The sequence below is a fragment of the bacterium genome, assembly GCA_021159335.1.
Taxonomy (GTDB): domain Bacteria; phylum UBP14; class UBA6098; order B30-G16; family B30-G16; genus JAGGRZ01.
On sequence record JAGGRZ010000120.1, the window covers coordinates 1 to 20375 of the forward strand.

Annotated in this window: 13 protein-coding genes; 7 read left to right on the top strand and 6 right to left on the bottom strand. The window is 45.8% G+C overall.

Annotated features, from left to right (window positions below; translation table 11 throughout):
* The first annotated feature begins 32 nt into the window (after nt 1-32).
* From J7J62_06525 to J7J62_06535, 3 genes are all read left to right on the top strand, one after another.
* On the top strand, nt 33-863 hold the full coding sequence (locus J7J62_06525; protein MCD6124808.1) for an HmuY family protein: 831 nt from the start codon (nt 33-35) through the stop codon (nt 861-863).
* A 12-nt stretch (nt 864-875) separates the two neighbouring features.
* Nucleotides 876-2357, top strand: a complete 1482-nt coding sequence (glgA, locus tag J7J62_06530) for a glycogen synthase GlgA (GenBank protein MCD6124809.1) — start codon at nt 876-878, stop codon at nt 2355-2357.
* 75 nt (nt 2358-2432) lie between these two features.
* Entirely contained in the window at nt 2433-4205 is a 1773-nt protein-coding gene (locus tag J7J62_06535; protein MCD6124810.1) for a V-type ATP synthase subunit A, read from the top strand.
* A gap of 19 nt (nt 4206-4224) precedes the next feature.
* Here J7J62_06535 and J7J62_06540 read toward each other — a convergent pair whose 3' ends face one another.
* The 4 genes from J7J62_06540 to J7J62_06555 form a co-directional block, all read right to left on the bottom strand.
* Nucleotides 4225-7134, bottom strand: coding sequence for a S8 family peptidase (locus J7J62_06540; protein ID MCD6124811.1), 2910 nt, complete (start codon nt 7132-7134; stop codon nt 4225-4227).
* Nucleotides 7135-7208: 74 nt separating this feature from the next.
* Nucleotides 7209-8606: an MBL fold metallo-hydrolase gene (locus J7J62_06545; protein MCD6124812.1), complete on the bottom strand. Its 1398-nt coding sequence runs from the start codon at nt 8604-8606 to the stop codon at nt 7209-7211.
* 14 nt (nt 8607-8620) lie between these two features.
* Nucleotides 8621-9142, bottom strand: coding sequence for an adenine phosphoribosyltransferase (locus J7J62_06550; GenBank protein ID MCD6124813.1), 522 nt, complete (start codon nt 9140-9142; stop codon nt 8621-8623).
* Between the two features lie 10 nt (nt 9143-9152).
* A complete protein-coding gene (locus J7J62_06555) occupies nt 9153-10721 on the bottom strand; it encodes a hypothetical protein (GenBank protein ID MCD6124814.1) in 1569 nt (522 codons plus the stop codon).
* A gap of 48 nt (nt 10722-10769) precedes the next feature.
* Between J7J62_06555 and queC the strand changes: the two genes are divergently transcribed.
* Nucleotides 10770-11456 carry a 7-cyano-7-deazaguanine synthase QueC gene (queC, locus tag J7J62_06560; protein ID MCD6124815.1) on the top strand — a complete coding sequence of 229 codons (687 nt, stop codon included), beginning with the start codon at nt 10770-10772 and terminating at the stop codon, nt 11454-11456.
* A 75-nt stretch (nt 11457-11531) separates the two neighbouring features.
* Nucleotides 11532-12731, top strand: coding sequence for a PLP-dependent aminotransferase family protein (locus J7J62_06565; GenBank protein MCD6124816.1), 1200 nt, complete (start codon nt 11532-11534; stop codon nt 12729-12731).
* 71 nt (nt 12732-12802) lie between these two features.
* Here J7J62_06565 and J7J62_06570 read toward each other — a convergent pair whose 3' ends face one another.
* Nucleotides 12803-15928, bottom strand: a complete 3126-nt coding sequence (locus J7J62_06570; protein ID MCD6124817.1) for a T9SS type A sorting domain-containing protein — start codon at nt 15926-15928, stop codon at nt 12803-12805.
* 132 nt (nt 15929-16060) lie between these two features.
* A complete protein-coding gene (locus J7J62_06575; GenBank protein MCD6124818.1) occupies nt 16061-17014 on the bottom strand; it encodes a UbiA family prenyltransferase in 954 nt (317 codons plus the stop codon).
* A 78-nt stretch (nt 17015-17092) separates the two neighbouring features.
* On the opposite strand from J7J62_06575, the gene J7J62_06580 reads away from it, so the two are divergent.
* Both J7J62_06580 and J7J62_06585 read left to right on the top strand, forming a co-directional pair.
* A complete protein-coding gene (locus J7J62_06580) occupies nt 17093-18961 on the top strand; it encodes a T9SS type A sorting domain-containing protein (protein MCD6124819.1) in 1869 nt (622 codons plus the stop codon).
* Nucleotides 18958-20367 carry a T9SS type A sorting domain-containing protein gene (locus tag J7J62_06585; protein ID MCD6124820.1) on the top strand — a complete coding sequence of 470 codons (1410 nt, stop codon included), beginning with the start codon at nt 18958-18960 and terminating at the stop codon, nt 20365-20367. Before J7J62_06580 ends, J7J62_06585 begins: the two co-directional genes overlap by 4 nt.
* Nucleotides 20368-20375: the final 8 nt, after the last annotated feature.

The following is a 20375-nucleotide window of genomic DNA, read 5'->3' on the forward strand; positions in this document are numbered from 1 at the left end:
AAATTTTTTTAAAAGGGGGGAAAAATGTGCTCATGGCAATTTTAATTGTTGTGGTAGCGGCTTTTTCGGTTTTTATCGTTGGTTGTGGCAAAGAGGAAACCAAACCCGAACCTACACCGATAGATGCACCAACCTCGCTTTTGCCTATAGCCTACACCGATTCCATAAGAATTTGCTGGGCAAAATCACCCCAGCACGGAGCAGAAGGGTTTAAGGGATACTTACTTTATATAAGCATGACCGACCCTGCGACCATGACCTCTGCTCAGCTTGATTCCTACAAAGTTTGGGCTGAACCATCGCTCGATACTACCTATCTTTTGACAAGTTATCGCGGTGATTCGCTCGACCTTAATGGCATATATTACTTCGCGATAAGAGCTGTGCGGACTGTTGACGATCGCGATACTACCTCTGGTTTGGTAATAACCGAGACCTCGCCCGTTTTAATGGGCATGGGAACCATATATGAGATAGCCTCGGACACCATTTGTGCATTTAATTTCCAGAATGGTGTCGCTCTACGCGCTGATGAGACCACACCCGAACCTGACTTTTACCTCGAGGATTGTCCCGAATGTGGTTCAGGGCTGGCGCTTAAAAGCCCTCATCTTGCAGGAACTGCGTGGACAGGTCACACATATTTCAAAACTATGGGAACAGGCACCCTTGACGATTACCCCCAAACCACGGATAATGACTGGAGCGACCATACCGATGTCACGATGAGGGTTTACGCGATAAAAACATCGAGTAATAATTTCGTTAAACTGGTTATAACTGGATTTGGCGGCGAATCGCCGAACAGGTTCATAAGTTTCAAATATAAGCTTCAAACAAAACCTTTCTATCCGCACTTTTAAAAAGGGGACAAAATGGTTAAAAATGTGGTTTTCGTCGCTGCCGAGGTATTTCCGTTCGCGAAAGTGGGGGGACTTGCCGATGTCGCAGGCGCTTTGCCAAAGGCTCTTTATGAGCTTGGTGTGGATATCGTGCTATTCATGCCATATTATGGTGATGTAAAGAAAAAAGCTGATGACTTCGGAATCTCCGATGCGGGCATTGCTGGACTTAAAGTGAAGCTTGACGATAAAGTAGAGGAGTTTCAACTATTTCAAGCTAAATTACCCGATTCAGATGTTCCCATTTATTTCATTGCTAACGAGAGATTATTCGGCAGAGAGGGAGTTTATCTTGACCCCGTAACGAAGAAGCCTTTTCCAGACACAGCTGAAAGGCTGGTGTTTTTCCAGAAAGCTGTTTTCGAGGCTGTCGTCGCACTTGGAATTAACACACAGATACTCCATGTAAACGACAACCACACTGCTTTGATGCCCGCTTTTCTAAAGCTTGCCAATGGGCTACCTCCTAACTGGTCGCGAACCAAATCGCTGCTCACCATCCACAATCTCGCGTATCAGGGCGTTTTTGATAAAGATGTGCTTGATATCATAGGCCTTGGCTGGGAACTGTTCTATCCCACGGGACCTTTCGAGTTTTACGGGAAAGTTAATTTTCTTAAAGTAGGCATAATTTTCGCCGACGCAGTGAACACCGTTAGCCCAACTTACAAAGAGGAAATTCAGACGCCCGAATTCGGGGAGGGGCTCGATGGCGTTTTAAGAGAGCATGCCGATAAGCTTTTCGGAATCCTTAATGGTGTCGACTACTCGGTGTGGGACCCAAGAGTGGATAAATTCATTCCGCATCACTACTGGCTCGACGACCTAACGGGAAAGGCGAAGATGAAAAAATTGCTGCTTAAAGAATACGACCTGCCCTACGATGCAGAAAGGCCACTTATAGGTATGATAAGCCGAATGACTGAGCAGAAGGGCTACGACCTTCTGGCTGATGCTATCGATGAATTGATGGAGCTCGATTTGCAGCTTGTGATACTTGGTTCTGGTGACCCTAAATACGAGAAGTTTTTCATTGAAAAATCAAAGGCATACCCTGAGAAATTGGGCGTTAAGACTGGTTTTCATGCCGAGCTTGCTCATTATATAGAAGCAGGTTCTGATATGTTTTTGATGCCATCCCGTTTCGAGCCGTGCGGACTTAATCAGATGTATTCCATGAGATACGGCACACCACCTATAGCACACAAAGTTGGAGGAATAGCGGACACCGTTGTCGACGCAGATGAGAATCCCGAATTGGGAACAGGCTTCCTTTTCACTCGCTACGATGCGGATGCACTTCTGAAAGCCGTTCAAAGGGCACTTATGGCGTTCAGGGACCGTGAAAGGTGGCTTGAGATTATGCAAAGAGGTATGAAGATGGACTTCTCATGGGAGTCCTCTGCGCGCAATTATTTAAAGTTGTACAACGAAATTTACGAAGGCAATTTGTAACCTAAAAAAGAATCTTGACCAAATAGCGCTAAACTACTAAATAATGTTTCCGAATCGAAAGTGAGGAGTAAAGCTATGAAAGAGCAGGTAGGAAAAACAATTAAAGTTGCAGGCCCGTTGGTCGTGGCTGAGAACATGTATGGTGCAAGAATGTACGATGTCGTTCATGTTTCCGAGCAAAGGCTCGTTGGCGAAATAATAGAGCTTCGCGGTGACCTCGCCTCGATACAGGTCTACGAGGAGACAAGTGGCATTGGCGTTGGTGAGCCAGTTTATCTAACAGGTGCTCCCCTTTCTGTGGAGCTTGGACCGGGGCTTTTAACCTCTATTTTCGATGGAATACAGAGACCACTAACTCTTATAAGAGAGCAGGTCGGCGATTTCATAACGCGCGGAATTCACATTGAGGCTTTGCCAAGAGACAAAAAATGGCATTTCGTTCCCAAAGTTAAAAAGGGCGACAAAGTTATTGGTGGTGATATAATAGGCACAGTGCAGGAAACTCCCATAATCGAGCATAGAATAATGGTTCCGCCGGGCGTGTCAGGGACGGTGGTGCATATTGAGGAGGGTGACTTCACGGTAGAGGATACCGTCTGCGTTCTTGAGGGCGACGATGGTGAGGAAGTAAAAATAACGATGCTTCAGAAGTGGCCTGTTCGCACGCCAAGACCCTATAAAAGGAAGCTGAGACCGTTTATGCCTCTTGTTACTGGTCAGCGTGTGCTTGATACTTTCTTCCCGGTGGCTAAGGGCGGCACAGCGTGTGTTCCCGGTCCGTTCGGTTCTGGTAAGACGGTTATACAGCATCAGTTGGCAAAATGGTGCGATGCCGAGATAATAGTTTATGTTGGTTGCGGTGAGCGCGGAAACGAGATGACCGATGTTTTGACTGAGTTCCCTGAATTGGTTGACCCTAAATCGGGAAGACCGTTGATGGAGAGAACGGTTTTGGTTGCGAATACATCAAACATGCCTGTTGCTGCGCGCGAAGCGTCAGTTTATACCGGAATAACTATAGCCGAGTATTTCCGCGACATGGGGTATTCTGTTGCGCTTATGGCAGATTCAACATCAAGATGGGCTGAGGCTATGAGAGAGATTTCCGGAAGGCTTGAGGAAATGCCCGGAGAGGAAGGTTACCCTGCATATCTCGGACGAAGAATTGCAGAGTTCTACGAAAGGGCAGGATATGTTGAGACGCTTGGCCAAGACGACCGTAAGGGCGCGCTGTCGGTTATAGGTGCTGTATCACCTCCCGGTGGAGACCTATCCGACCCAGTGGTGCAGGCGACATTACGAGTGGTAAGAGTTTTCTGGTCATTAGTGGATGAGCTCGCCTACCAGCGTCATTTCCCCGCTATATCTTGGTTAACGAGCTATACACTTTATCACGAAAATCTCGACCCGTGGTTTATTGAAAACCTCGGCGAGGAATTCGTCAAACAGCGTAATCACGCTCTTGAGCTGCTGCAGAAGGAAGCTGAACTTCAGGAGATTGTTCGTCTTGTTGGTGCGGAGTCTCTGCCAGTGAGTGACAGATTAGTGCTTGAGGTGGCGCGTTCTATAAGGGAGGATTTTCTCCAGCAGCACGCATTCCACGAAGTTGATACATACTGTCCTATTGAAAAGCAAAAATTATTACTCGACCTTGTTCTCTCGTTTGAAGGCGAGGCGAAGAGAGCAATCGATGCAGGTGTGCCATTCGAAAAAATCCAATATCTTCCTGAAAGGGAGCTTATAGCAAGGGCGAAATACATCCCGAACGACAAGGTTGCTGAGGAGTATCCCAAGATTAAACAACAGGTAAGCCAGGCGATAGATAAACTAATAGAACAGGCAAGTTAATTTAATCGTGCAGCTGGTGTTACTTTATAAATAGAACTTTTTTGCTAACATTTTGGGTCCCATCACTCGCTTTTATGATGTATAACCCTGTAGGAAGTCCTTTGGCGTCCCATTTAAATATGCTGTTTGCACCGATTTTTCGCGATAAAACTATCGTTCCTTTTATGTCGTATATTTTCAATTCTGCTTTCTTTGAGTTCGTAAGCTTTATCGTAACCACATCGTTGAAGGGATTCGGTGCCGCGTCTATTTGAAGTTTTTCAGGTTTTGCTACCTGCTCTTCGATTTTTACAAGCTCACCAGCGTGGGAGCGCGCTTGCAAAGCTTTTGCGCGGAATTCTGATTCATTGTCCGCGGCTATTATAGCGTATGCGAAAGTGTCCGATTCACCAGGGGCAAGGGATATGGGACCATCACCTATTATGAGGGACCAATCGTCGCCAGTGGAGCCAGTGGAAAGACTGAATCTGCCTGCAAGGAAGTTGTACTTTACGGAATCGACCCAACCCATGGAGTCGGGATAAACATGAGTGGGGTTGTGCACTACTGAGCCTCGAATACCGCCGATAACTGATGCTATTCCGACATACGCAGGATTGGGTGGCAAGGTAGAACCATCCCACATGTAGCCAAAACCGAGGCTTGAGTTCCACCTTGCAAGGTCCTGCCACACGTGAGAGGTAGCGTCAAAATTAATGTCGAAGTCGAGGTAAACACCGAAGTAAAAGCTGTCTATCGTAGCATCGCTTATGTTCTCGGTTATATACCTTAGGATAATGAAATTAGCATCGGTGGGCGTTGTCCATGTTATGGCGTCCATTTTGACAAGGACTCTCGATTGGCTATCAACGAACGCTGTGCTAAGCATCCTATCTCCTGGTCCTGGCGTGGCTGTTTCTATTGACGAGACCGGCATGAATTCACTGTTTATGCCGTCTTCACCAGTGACAACATCCTCGTAACCGAATGCCAGTATTGCAGTGCCACCGAAAAGATAATTGTATCCACCGTAAACGAAACCCACCCCGGGTGACCCCGTTCTCGTCGGGTCGAAAAAGCCAAGCTCGCCGAAGTTAGTTATGGTTAGCGTCAAAAGTGATGTTCTTATCTCTTGCGTCGTGCGTGCGTACCGAGAGATCATTACCGTAAATGTGTCAATCCATAAGTTGCCGCTATCATCCTCGGCTCGAATTATAAGCGGAAAAGTTAGACCATTAGGTGCAGTGGAAGATATGTCTATCTCGAATGAGTCCGCTTCGTTTGCTTTTACCTCGCCAACATCCAAATTTCCATATATCGTAAAGCTGTCGACAATATCAATCAACGTACACGGCGTTGAAATCGTGGCTTCGACACCGAATGCCTTGGCTCCGTCGTTTCTAATAAAAACGAGCAGATTCGCAGTTTCACCAGGGTCTGGAATGCCATTGCCATCGCCGGTTCGCTCAAAGAGCCTGTATTTCCTGTAAGTTATTAATGGTTCGGTCGGAGCAGGTACGCGGCTTACCGCGACATTAGCTCTTATCCTGCCACTGCCATAAAGTGAGTCTTTGCCCGGGCGTCCGCGGTCGAGTGCAGTGGTCTGAAGCAAGGAGTCGAGAAGCTCGGGTGTGGCTAAAGGATTTTTTGAAAGCATGAGTGCCAATGCACCAGCCACATGAGGAGCAGCCATGCTCGTTCCAGATGAGCGCCAGTAACCATTGTCGCTCCCGCCCCAGGTAGAGTTAATGCTTACCCCGGGCGCTGCAACATCCGGTTTCATAAGACCCGGGGGGTAGGGGTAATCGTTATATCTATCCGTGTTCCATTCTGTTGGTCCATAGCTTGAGGATGCTGCTATTCGATCATATTGGTCCGTTGCTCCTACAGCTATAGCAGCAGTTCTCGCTGAATCCTCGCCGGGGCGTTGCCAAGGAGATGGGCAATCAGCAGGTGAGCTTATATCGTGTGGGGCAGGGTATACGCCGCCCTCGTTGCCAGCCGCTACTGCTGCAGGTATGCCAAGTAGCAGCAGGTCTTCCATAAGCGGACGAGCAAAGTTTTTTACCAAGTCATCCGGATTCCTGAAACCCATGGAAAGTGATATGACATCCGCATAATTTTCCGCGGCGTATTGCAGGCCGAGCGCTAATGCTGCTGCATTACCAGTGCCTGATGCAGCTATAACTTTTACGGCCATTATTTTGGCTCTGGGTGCTACGCCAGTTTGCGTGCCGCTTGCACCGGTGCCGGCTACTATACCCGCACAGTGAGTCCCGTGATAGAATACCGGCATGTCATCCATCGGGTCGCCATCATCGTTTATAAAATCGTAACCATAATAGTCGTCTATGTATCCATTCCCGTCGTCATCCACGCCGTTTGAGGGTATCTCGTCGTCGTTAAACCACATGTTGTTCCTCAGGTCATCATGGGTATATCTTACCCCTGAGTCGAGGATAGCAACCAAAACATTTTGCCCTCTTAGTCCAGCCGCCCATGCCGAAGGTGCGCCTATTTTTGTTACTCCCCATGCTATGTCGAGTGCGTCGGCTGGAGAGTTTGTTCCAAGAGCTTCGTAGCCCCAGAAATCCTCGTAAATAGCTTCCACGCTTGAGAATTTCTCAAGTTTGTCTTTTGTGGTGTTATTGCTCCACATTATTATTGCTCCGTTCCCAAGCCATAATGAGCGAACCACTTTAACCTTAGATTCAAGTCCGTTTTGCTTTAGCTCAGCTACGAATTGCCTTAAGTAACTTGCGTTTAGTGCTTTGAGATATTTTTCAGCAAATTTCCTTCTTAATGGTCTTGGATAGCTCATTATTTCCCGTCTTATTTGGTAATCACCGCGTTTGAAAAAGACTATTCCCTTTTGCCAGCTTTGTGCGGATTCCCTTGCGAAGGCTATGGTCACGGCAAAAAGGATTGTCAAAAGCACCGCTCGTTTCATTTTTGCTCCTTAATTTATGACGAATCAGGTAAATGATATCAAATGATGGTCTTGTTTCAACTTTATTGTTGTTTCTAATCGAGTTCGGCTTCGTCGCCTTCGTGTGGGACATAGACATCACCGATGTTATCGAGCCCTTTTAATGCCAGAGCAAGTTCAAGCGCTTCCGTCTCTTCACCGTGAACAACGAACATTTTCTTCACGGGACCGAGGTTTTTCGCGTATTCGAGAAGTTCTTTTTTATCGGCATGTGCGGAGAAAGCGTGCGACACAAATACCTCAGCTCGAACTTTATATCTATCACCGAGTATGGGAACCTCTTTGAACCCGTCGGCAAGTTTTCTACCCAAAGTGTTCTCAGCCATAAAACCCACTATCATAATAGTGTTTTTGGGATTTTCTATGTTGTTGGCGAGATGGTGCAGAATTCTTCCTGCTTCTGCCATGCCCGATGCTGATATTATTATCATCGGCTGGTCGATGCTGTTAAGCTCTTTTGAGCGCTCTACTGAGCGTACATATTCTATCATCGCCTCGGAAAACGGGTCCTTGCCCTTGCTCAGTAATTCCTGTGTCTCTTGGTCGAACCAGTCGTAAAATTCACGAAAAACCATGGTTATGTTAACTGCCAGTGGAGAATCGATTATAACGGGCATTCTGGGTATTCGCTTCTCTACGAGTAGTTCGTTTATGAAGTAAAGTAGTTCCTGTGACCTTTCAAGAGCAAAGGATGGAATTATTATTTTTCCGCCGCGCTCGTAGGTTCGATTAATTACTTCCTCAAGTTGCTTTTTTGCTTCTTCAATAGGTTCGTGGATTCTGTTTCCGTAAGTGCTTTCTATTATGGCGTAATCGACATCTCTCATTTGCTCAGGGTCGCGCAGGAGAGGAAGCTTTTTCCGTCCGAGGTCGACTATGTAACCAAGTGTTATTTCCTTACCGTTTTCCTTCACGCGCACCTTCGTTAAAGCTGCGCCAAGAACATGCCCTGCTTCGATGTGCATGTATTCGACATCATCAGCAACCCGTATCCATTGGTTAAGAGGATAAGGTTTTATGTGTCTTATGGCGTCCATTGCGTCGGCGAGCGTGTATATAGGTTCAACGGGCGGTAATCCGCGCTTTTTGTGCTTTTTATTCACGAATTCAGCGTCGCGCTCTTGAAGGTATGCTGAATCTGGAAGCATATAATGGCATAGCTGGTCTGTGGGTGGTGTTGCGTAAATTGTCCCTCTATATCCTGACTTGACGAGATTGGGAAGATTGCCCGAATGGTCAATGTGAGCATGACCAAGAATTACCGCATCGAGAGTGGATGCGTCAAAAGGAAGATTTCTGTTTTTCTCGCGACTTTCCTTTCGCCTTCCCTGAAAAAGTCCACAGTCAAGAAGAACTTTTGTGCCGTTTTCAGTGGTTATAAGATGTTTGGAACCAGTAACCCCTCTTGTGGCACCAAGAAATTGAATTTTCATTGTGTCTCCTTCATTTATTCGCCCTCAAACTTAATGAGTGAGAATAGCTTTTTTGGAGCTATTTTTTCTCTTCCCTTAAGGTCAACGAGTTCTATCACAACGGCTACTTCGACGACTTCTCCTCCCAATTTTTCTATCAGCTCACATGCGGCTTTTAGTGTGCCACCTGTTGCGATAAGGTCGTCGAATAAAAGCACTCTTTGTCCCGATTTTACAGCATCCGTGTGAATCTCGAGTTCGTCCACACCATATTCGAGCTCGTATTGTGCAGATATCGTTTTCCACGGTAGTTTGCCTTTTTTTCTTATGGGGACGAAGCTTGCACCGAGAAGATATGCTATCGCACCACCAAAAATGAATCCTCTCGATTCTATGGCAGCTATGACATCTATATTCTGGTTCTTGTATCTTTCGACGAATTCGTCAACTGTCGCCTTGAATGCCTCCGGTTCCTGTAATAGTGTTGTAATGTCACGGAAAATTATACCCGGTTTGGGAAAGTCGGGAATGTTTCTTATGTAGCGTTCAAGCCCCATTTTGCCTCCTTCAATGAGTTGATTTCGCTGCGAACACTATTCCCCAATCTCTATCGCAAATTAGGAACCATCCATCATAGAAACGAACATTGTATGCATATGGTGTTTCGAGTTGTCCGACCAGTGACGGTGCATATGGAGTTGATAGGTCATAAAATAGGACACCTTCCGAACCTACCGCCAGTGCGAGGTATTTGTGGCCATCAAATGTTCCTATCGCGACCCCTTGAGCGTCGCCTGATTGAATGTCTGAATTGAAAATGAGCCTTGGTTCTAACGGATTGCTTATGTCCACTACGGCGAGTCCCTGAATGCCATTGGCCACATAGAGCAAGTTATTGTCGAGAATCAATCTGTTCGCATCACCAAAAGTGTAGCATCTCGATAGGACCGTGACACTATCCGGGAATCTTGCATCTAAGAGCACCACGCCGCCATCCCCCGCGCCAACAGCAACAATAGAGTCGATTACTTCCACGCCAAATCCGAAACCGAGAGCGCGAAGTGGCTCTCCTCGTTGTTGAATGAAGTATCTTGAGTGAATACTAATAGTATAAAGTCCGTCCTCGGCATCGGAAACGAACACGAACAATGTTTCCCCTCGATATTGGCTGTCGATATCTGTGAACCTTCTTATCCATATTCCGGATAGCCATTCAGGAGATGTTATATCTGAGATGTCGAAAAGCGAGAGGGCTGGGTTGCCGCGGTAGTCGCCCGTTATTAAGACACCGAAAAGGTTGTCCCAGAGCACCCGTCGAGTGTACCAGTGCCCTTCCCATCTGAATGTGCTAATTGTTCGCGGATTGTTTATATCGCTTATGTCGATAACAGTAACGCCAGCCTGGTTATCGGCGACAAACAGCTTGTTTTCGTGTGCTATAACATCGCGTGCTGAACCGGGGGTTGGGACAGCCGATGCAAGTCTTAGCGGACGCTGGCGAATGATAAACTTTAATGTGTCAGAGTAATGCCCGAATGTAGAATCATCACCGCAACGCACACCAACACACCATCTGTATTCACCATCGAAAAGTGGAACTGATGTTTTAACCGATGAGTTGAATTCTATTCGGTCCCAGATTATCGAGTCGTCCTTTAATATGAGGATTCTGTATCCATTGGCATCGGGATATGTGCGCCAGTTTAGATATACGCGAGAAAGGTTAAGAGTCATTCCGTCATGAGGGAAAAGCAGTTCAACCCTGTGCCTAACCGTGAACTCGAATGTATCAGAATGTACTGTGAAATTAGAGCTATCGGTGCTAATGGAAACACACCAAAGGTATCGACCATCCTCAAGAGGTGAGTTCAGTTCATAGCTTGATATATCAGAGGTTAGGGTCAGGAAAGGGCTATTCGGCGCATCAGCACGAAAAATTTGTAGCCGATAGATTTTTGCACCGCTGTATGATGTCCAATCGAAATTTATGGGAAATGTGGTTACTTGCGCACCATCATATGGTTCAAGGAGTTCGATAAGTTTTTCGCCACCGGGTGGAAGTTTTCTTCTGGCGCAGCTTTGGATAACTAAGGCAACCAACAGTAATGTGACCACTTTTGTCCAGCATCGCATCATCTGATAATATATGTGGACACGCGATGTTAGCAAAATAAATTATATATTATGGCACGGTTGCCCAAAAGCGAGCTATGTGTTGTTCTGGTGTCTGGCGGGATGGATAGCGCTACAGTGCTCGGTATAGCAGCCTTTCTTGGTTATAGCATTGCTGCTATTCACTTCAATTATAATCAACGAAGCAAAGACAAAGAGCTACATGCTTTCAATGCCTTGTGCGATTTCTATGGCGTTAAGCGAAAGATTGCGGTTGACATGAATTTCCTAAGCGTTATCGGCGGTTCCGCCCTTACCGATGATGCTATAGCAGTTCCTGATAATTTACCAGAAACTGGTGAAATACCGCTTACTTATGTCCCTTTCAGGAATGGGATAATGATTTCAATGGCTGCAGCGTGGGCTGAGGTTATAGGGGCAAAGAAAATTTTCGTCGGCGTCGTCGAGGAGGACAGTTCCGGGTACCCCGATTGCCGGGAAAGCTTCATAAAAGCGATGGAGAATGCGGTTAATTTAGGTCGTAAACCTGAGAGCGAATTGAGGATAGTAGCACCTCTGATACATCTTAGAAAAGCGCAAATAGTGAAGATAGGAGTTACCCTTGGGGTTCCTTACGAGCTTACATGGTCTTGCTATCACGGTAGGGAAAAACATTGCGGAAAATGCCCGGCTTGCAGATTGAGAAGAAAAGCGTTTAGTGAGGCTGGCATTCCAGACCCCACGATATACGAGCAATAAAGTAAAGATTAAGTTGACTATACTTTGATGCGGATTTAAAATAGTGGGACATATTTTTATAAAAAGGAGGAAACAATGGGTGGTTTTGAGTGGCAGTTTTCAAGGATGGCGCGCTCCGTTAAGTCATCCATAATTCGCGAAACACTTAAGATAACGCAGAAACCCGGTATAATATCATTCGGGGGAGGACTTCCAGCACCAGAGCTTTTTCCCACCGAGGGGCTTATCAAGGCTGCGGAAAGAGTTCTCAGGGAAAAGGGAGAAAGCGCTCTACAATATGGAACTACCGAGGGCTATTACCGTTTGAGGGAACTTCTGGCTAATCGTCTTAATCGGCGCGGAATAAATGTTACCCCTGACGATATCCTCATAACGGGTGGTTCTCAGCAGGGTCTTGACCTTTGCGCGAGGGCTCTTGTAGATGAGGGAAGCATCATAGTAACGGCGAAACCAACATACCTTGGTGCAATACAAGCGTTCAATGTTTATTTTCCGAAATACATTACTTTCGAATCCGACGATGATGGCATGACTGTTGACGGATTGGAGGAGGTCCTTGAAAAGAATAAGGGTAATGTGCGCATGATTTATCTCGTCCCTACGTTCCAGAACCCTGACGGAAGAACCATACCACTTGAAAGGAGAAAGAAAATTCTCGAACTCGCCGCAAAATACAATGTCCCGGTAATAGAGGATGACCCATACAGCGAACTTGCTTTTGAAGCGGATATACCGCCAGCTATGAAAGCTCTTGCGCCGTCCCATGTCGTGATGCTTGGTACATTCTCGAAGATTCTTGCGCCTGGGCTAAGGATAGCGTGGATAGCAGCGCCTAAGGAAATGCATGAGAAGCTCGTAATGCTTAAACAGGGTGCTGACTTACACACCAGCACATTCTCACAGTATGTTATCTACGAGTTTTCAAAAGATGGTCGCCTTGACGAGCATATCGCTAAGATAAAAGAAGTTTATAAAAGGCGAAGAAATGTCATGGTCGAGGCGATGGAGCATTATTTCCCGCCTGAGGTTAAATTCACCAAGCCCGAAGGAGGTCTTTTCCTTTGGGTGGAGCTGCCTGAACACATAGATACTATGGAGCTTTTGCCAAAAGCGGTGGAGAAGAATGTTGCCTACATACCCGGCTCGCCTTTCTTCCCCGACGGAAGCGGGCACAACACAATGAGACTGAATTATTCAAAACCCACAGAAGCTGAAATAGAAGAGGGAATAAAGCGACTCGCGGAGGTTTTCAAAGAAGCGTTGTTGAGGAAGTAAGCTATGCGAGTTAATTATTATTGAAAAGGGGGAGTTAAAGCTCCCCCTATTTTTTCTATCTTAACATTTCTTTACTTTATGAATGCCACCTTTTTCACAGCAGATGAACTATTTGTCCTTGCTACGACGAAGTATATGCCTGTAGGTAATGTTTCCGGTCGCCAGACGAGGTTTACGAAGCCTTTCTCGACGAATGCGTTGTGTATGTTGGATACTAATCTTCCGTTTATGTCCACGACATCAACTGTTAATTTACCGTTCTCGGGGACAGCAATCATAAGCTTTAGCGCTGAATTGAACGGATTAGGCGAGATACTCAGCCCCAGTTTTTCAGGAACCCATTTCCCGTTTTCTAAAACCGCAGTCCAGTGGTAGTTTGTGGTTCTCACATCGTCGATATACCAGCCCTCACCTGTAACATAGCCGTCGCTCCCGAAATGGAATCTGAACTTTACCCATCCTGTGAATGAAAGCGCGAATCGTGCTCTTTGCCAGCCAGTCATTGTGGAAAAACATGGAGTATTGTATCTAAATGGCGAAACGGGATTATTTTGAATTCTGTAGGGATATCCACCTATAGGAGTTATCTGGCGCCATGTTACGCCACCATCTGTGCTCATCTCGACTATGCCACCATCCCATGCATAGCCTGAGTGCCTGCTATCGAGCTCCGCATCCATCCAATGGTAGAATGAGAGAGTATCGTCACCCGAGACATATATGTAAGGCGTCTCGAGTGCAGCATCAACTCTATCGCTATAATCCCTTCTTCCAGTTCCGCCGCACTTATAACTCAGGCTGTCAGAATGTGCCCTCGAGTCTTCAATATGCCACTCATCTAAATAACCACTGCGAATGCTATAATGTCTGTAGTCTAATGCGCCAGTTTCGAAGTCCTCTAAATAATCACGCTGAACAACGAAAGAATACCAGCTCGTCGCAGATGGTGAATAGGCTGTATTCGAAGCTGATGAATTATCAACAGCACGAATTCTATACTCGATAGTATCACCAATTCTGGGAATGCTACCGAATCTTGCCGTCCATATGTCAAGCGAATCATTGTATATGAATGTGACCTGCGGCTGAGGAACCCCATTGTATCTGTATTCGAGCACCACTTCTCGCAGTGAACCGTTGTCAGTAACACGGGCTGCGACAAGAGGTGACCAGGCTGCCACTGATGCTCTTGTTATTGGTGTGTGGTTGATTTGCGGTGCAATAGTATCTCGCGCAACCCGGAACACATAAAAGTTAGCGGGAGCACCTACCGGCGAGTAAACATTGTAGCCTGAAGGAGCGTGTGCATAGAGATAGTAATGAACTATTGAACCAAACCTTTGAGCTGGTATTTCGCCCACCCATTCGCTGCCTGAACGGCGCAGTGTGTCGCAATGCCACGGTGACCAGTTAACTCTGTAACAAATAGCAGTGGAGTCAAGTCCTACCACTGTGAATATTCTGACTCTTACCTCATATGTCCCCACTGTATCCTCGCGGTCTCCGAGAGGTGTGTGGTCTATGGATAGAATTTCTGATGGTCCTATACCGTGGTTATGGTAACCTGTGTATATCTGCGCTGCATGAGGAGTGCCGTTGGTCAGGTCGTGGTCATCGTCGTCTATGACAAGCATTTCGTTAAGATAGCGTTCAAAAGTGTTAGCGTGTCCCAGAAGTGCAGCAAGATGAACGAGAGTATCAGTGTATCCAGCTCCAAGAACTCTTCTTATATCCCACCAAGCGCCCGATATTATCTGACTGTCGCGGTGTGGCTCGCCTACCATGTCAGTCGGGTATCTCTTGGAATTGTTCAGATTTCTCATCGCTGCTGTAGGCGATGCTTTAAAAGCTCTGTCACCCATCCGTGAGTCGTTAAGAAAACTGCACGGGAAGTAGTCGGAACGCCCCTCATTTATCGCGCCACCTTGACCTGAATAAGGCAAAGTTCCAGCTGGATAAACCCGCGCTGTAACCAGATGAGTGTATTCGTGGTAAATGACATCCGCGAACAACGCGAGGTTATAAAGGCTGCTGCCCTCTCGCCCGAAGTGAATCCCCATGCCATCCGAATAGGCGTTATCGGTAACCCTTGAATCGTTTGCCTCGGCTGATACTCTATAGTCCATGCCATTGTAACCAAGGAAATATTTATAATAATTATGAATTCTATTCACATGATAGTAGAGGTTCACTTGCTCTATGTACATTGGCGGGGCAGTCCAGCATACATCGAATGAAGCGCCGATAATAGTTGTGTCAATGCTTCGCACTGTATGTGCATCATCTGAAACTATGCAGTATCTCCCTCTTAAAGCAGTGAAAAAAGTGTGTGAACCACTGCTGCTACCACCTACGGTGTAGTATCCGCTGCTGTCTGAATAGCCTACTCTGCCATCGACCACTATGTATTCATATGGAAAACCGGCCACATGCACTGAGTCGTCGCGATGCTCAGGGAGATATTGTCCCGTTATCCTTCCGCTTACAGTGGGTAATTGGTTTTCCGCGCGCAGTATTTCGCCCGTTTGAGCATCAACCCAGACCCAATAAAGCGCGACAGGGTTCTCTATTTTGATTGTAAGCCACCATATGTATCTTCCGCTGTATTTTTTCCCGTCGCACAATATTCCAACAGCTTTTCGGCATTCCCTGATTTCGTATTGGGTTACTCCAAGGAAATTAATGGCTCTATTTATTGCCTGTTGCGATGTCAGCGAAAATCCGCCGGTGGGTTTTTCTATCGGCTTTATATCGCTGTGAACGAGAAACACTTTTCCATTCTCGTCAATTCTCAGTTCAAGATTGTTTCCGATTGCCTTTATGCCGTCATAAGCCTGCGCAAGTGTCACATACCATGTCCCTTTAAACTTTTCCGCTCTCTCCGGAATCAAATTGTTTGCGGAAATGCCTATAAGGGATTTGAACTCTTTCACAAATTCTATCGCGGCTCGTTTTGCGTCCTCCGGGCTATTAACCGACCTCACGCCAGTCTGTATCGGCTTCGGAATGAGCATAGATATATTCCCACCTATCGGGTCAACCTTTGCCCTGATGAAATCCACATCTACAGGAAGTTCCTCGACAACCTTGGGTTCAGGATATATTACCTGCTTTTCTGGTAAGTTCGGAGTGTATTCAACGAGCCCGAAACTAAGGCTTGCGGCAATCAAGGCAACCAGCAAAATGGTTAAACGCATAACTCCTCCCATTTTAGTTAAACTGGTTGCCAATGTCCTATTTTCACCTCCTTTTCTTACAAGAATTTTATGATATGTGCGAATTTACGCAACTAAAAAATAATTTTTTCTTATTTTAAATCACACTAATTCTTAAGGGTATTTAACACCTAAGATTTTTCGATAATATATAGCTGCAAAGCCTATTGCCAATACCAATGGGATAAGCATTGTGGGTTCGTAAAATATTGTCGTTATCGCAAGAACTAAGACGGCGATTTTATTGGCTCTTTCAATTTTTGCTTTTTTGATGCTCTCGTCCGCAAGTGCGCCAGCGTAAAATGGGGTAGCTATAATAGCGGCAAGAAATAATGCCGGCTCTCTTGCTATCACAGCCAAAATCAAGGAAATCAAAAGTCCCAGCAGTCCAAAAGCCCCTGACTTTCTTAATCCAAATTTTACCGCTATGGTCTCTTTGCCGAATTTCCTGTCGCCCTCTGTGTCCAGAAGCGTTGTGAAAATGTAAACTGTCGCGAATGCTGAGGCGAAAGCGATACATTTAAGAATCGCGAGTATGCTGAATTTGCATTCCTCGCATTGAGGAAGCGCATAAAAATATCCCAGCAAGAACACCAGCGCACCATGACCAACGCCGTTCGCGATTAGTGCGTGAAGCCATCTATCTTTGAGTTTCAATGGCGGTGCCGAGTAAGCTATTCCAAGGAGGACGCAAATAACAGTAAGTATTGCGATCGCTGGGCTTTCGAAAATGCCGATAACAAGTGCACCGACAAAGCCCGAGATGGTTATGAACCAAGCCATGAAAGGCGAGATTAAGCCCATAGCCAGTGGAAGGTGTTTTTCGTTCTCTCGGTCAGCGACTTTGTCGAAAATCTGATTTATGCCGTATATGCCTATACCGAGGAAAGTTGCGAGTAGAATTAATTCCCAATGGTTTTTTGCACCGCGGTTCCCACCACCTGCCCAGAAGCCGAGAATGGCAGCAGTCCATATAGGTATCAGAAGCAATGGACGAGTGAACGCTATGTGGTGAGCAAGGGTCTTTATAGTGTTGGATGATTTTTTATTGTCTGAGTGCATAGACATTCATTCAAAAATAATTTAATTTAAATTCCTCGCAAGCTTCATTATATTTATTCGTAAAGTATTGAGTGAGGGGATAAAATGAGAAGTTTAGTTATCGCTATTTTGTTTGCCGAAATAGCTTTTGCTCATCCCATTGATGTCACATACGACTCAAATCCTCGTCCCACAGTCTCCGATTTCACCAGATACGACATAATCTGGTATGGAATACATTTGCAGATTAAAAGACCATACGAGAGGTTGGACTCCGCGATGGTGGAAATAAAAGCAATCATGTATGATACTTCCGAAACTGAAATGCTTTTTGATGTTGATGGCATAATCTGCGACAGCGTGATTTTGCGTAGCGCAGGTGTTGAAACTCTTTGCTCGCATAGAATTTCGTCGGGAACGCTTTTCGTTAATCTTCCCCTAAGCTTTCATTCTGGTGATACGCTTGACCTAAAAATATACTACCATGTTACTCCTGACGGCGGATATTATGTCGGTAGAAACATCCATGGCGACACCGTTATCTTTACACTGTCGTGGCCCTCGAATGCCCGTTGCTGGTTTCCATGCGTTGACCATCCCAGAGATAAAGCTTTGGCAACACTTTACATTACTGCGCCCGAAAGCCTTGTGGTGTTTGCTAATGGCGCAAGGACTTCCGCTGATACAGTAGGTGATTTTGTAACACACATATTCGAAATGAACTATCCGATATGCACATATAACATTTGCTTTGCAACTGGTAATTACTCGTTCTGGTCTGACACATCCTCGTCTGGATTTCCGATATGGTATTTTTCCTATCCCGTGGATTCATCGCGAGCGTATCGCGATTGGGGAAGAACTGCTGAAATACTCGATACATTCGAGGTTTATTTTGGTGATTACCCCTTCGGGAGGTATGGCAGTGCACAGGTTCCCATTGGATTTGGTGGTATGGAACATCAAACTATGACATTTATAGGTGATAGATTGATAACTGGCACTCGTGCTTACGAGGCTGTTTATGCTCATGAACTTTCACATAGCTGGTTCGGGAATTCTGTTGGTCTTGCTGATTGGCGCGATTTCTGGCTTAATGAGGGATTCGCGGTATTTTCCGAGATGCTTTATGTGGAAAAATTTTTTGGCGCTGATTCAGCGAGGAATTATCGAAAGTGGATTCATCTGCGCTTTAGAAGCTCTGGCGAGAACTTCCCCATGTATGACCCCGATGTTTATCTTTCAAGCACATGCTACCTTAAAGGTGGTTCAGTTGTTCATATGCTCAGGTTTTTGCTTGGTGATTCAAGTTTTTTTGAGGCTGTGCGAGAATACACGACAAGGTTTCGATACAAAACCGTTGTCACTGATACTCTTAAGGCGGTGATGGAACGCCATTATGGTCATCCCCTCGATTGGTTTTTCGATCAATGGGTTTACGATAGAGGGTATCCCTATTTCTACTATTGGCATCAAAGCTGGCATTACGGCGATTCGTTTTTTACCGTCCTTGGAATTGAACAAAGAAATCCGTGGGGTCCTGATGCTTTTGTGACTCCACTCGAGGTAGCCCTTTACGCTGGACCAGAAGTCATTTATGACACATTGTGGATTGATTCAACTTACAATGAATTTCATTATATAACGGCAGATTCAGTAAGAAGAGTATCCATCGACCCCAATGAGCACATTCTACTTCGTGCCTTCAGGTTAGTAGGAATAAGCGAAAGAAGCATTGCTGGTAAATCGGATAATTTGCGCATTACTTATTCGAATAGCAAACTGCGAATTGTTTCGCCATCGAAAGGAATTGTAAGGGTTTATGACATCAGCGGGAGGATTGTTGCACAGGGTCAGGTGGGGTGTGGTGACAAAGCCTTTGAATTCGATGCTAACCTTTCCAATGGGACATATTTTGCTGTGCTTTTAACAAAAGATGGAGTCGCAACCAAGAGGTTTGTTGTGGTAAAATGAAAAGAGCTATTGCCTTAATAATTTTACTTCTGTTTTGCTGTTCAAGAGCTGAGATGACGGATTCACCGTTGCATTCGGTTCATAAAGAGCACGAAAAAATTTTTTCTGATTCGCTTTTTCCGTCGGATGCCACTGTGCCAATGCCTATTTCAAGCGGAAGACTTAGCTACATTGTTTACGGTTTTATTCCGTATTGGGAACGGGAATATCGCTGTCCCGATTGGCGCTTGGTTTCAAGGGTTGCTTACTTCTCGTGCACATTGAACAGACTTGGGCAGATAACGGGATGCAGACATTTCAGGGAGTCTCCCGCGATAGACTCCGCAAAAGCAGCTGGCGTTAAAATTGATGTGTGTGTGACGCTTTTCAGCGAGAGCGACATTAATGCTTTGCTGTCAACCCCTGCCTTTAGAAGAAGATGTATAAGCGAAATAATCGATACTATGCTCGCTTTTGGCGCTAATGGCGTGAACATCGACTTTGAGTTTCCTGGTTATGGCTACGGCGGATACTTTCTCGATTTTGCGCGTGAGTTCCGTGAAAGCCTTGATGCAGGAGCACCCGACGCGTGGCTTTCGGTGGCCCCCCCCGCTGGGGATTGGCGTTCAACATTCTGGACAGATTCGCTAAGAAATTTTTTCGATGCATTCTTTGTGATGTGTTACGGTTACCACTGGCGGACATCTCCCTCAACTGGTCCTATTGACCCTCTTGATGACCCGACCGAGTTTTATGATATTGCCTACTCGATTTACCATTACAAGACTCAAAGTGGCGCGTCGGGTAAGATAATTCTTGGTTTACCTCTTTATGGTTACGATTGGGCATGTAACGACTCGATTCGCGGTGCATCAACCATAGGAACTGGTACTGCAGTCGTTTATGCGACAGCGATAGCACGCGCAGAATCCATAGGGAAATTATGGGATGATAACGCCTCATCACCTTGGTATCGTTACAGAACCACTACCTGGCATCAGTGTTGGTTTTCTGATTCGATGTCACTTGATATGAGGTTTGAATTCGCGATTGACGAAAGTCTTATGGGCGTAGGATTCTGGGCTCTCGGCTATGACCGGGGTAGTCATTCCCTATGGAATGCGATAAGAAATCGTTTCTGGACTGGCGATAATGTGGCACGGGGGCATATACTTCGACCGGAGCTTAAAATAGTTGTTTCACCTAACCCGTTTAATAGTGCATGTGAAATAAATATTTCCCATGTGCCAAAAAGTGCATTTGCAAAAATTATCTCCCCGGATGGAAGGGTGGTTTTTCGTAAAATGATTACCGAAAGTTCGGGTCGCTTTATTTGGAATCCATCTGGATTGCCTGCGGGAGTATATCTGCTTGAGGTGATGGCGGATGGTAATGTATTTATGAAAAAAATCATTTATCTGCGATAATCTCGTTG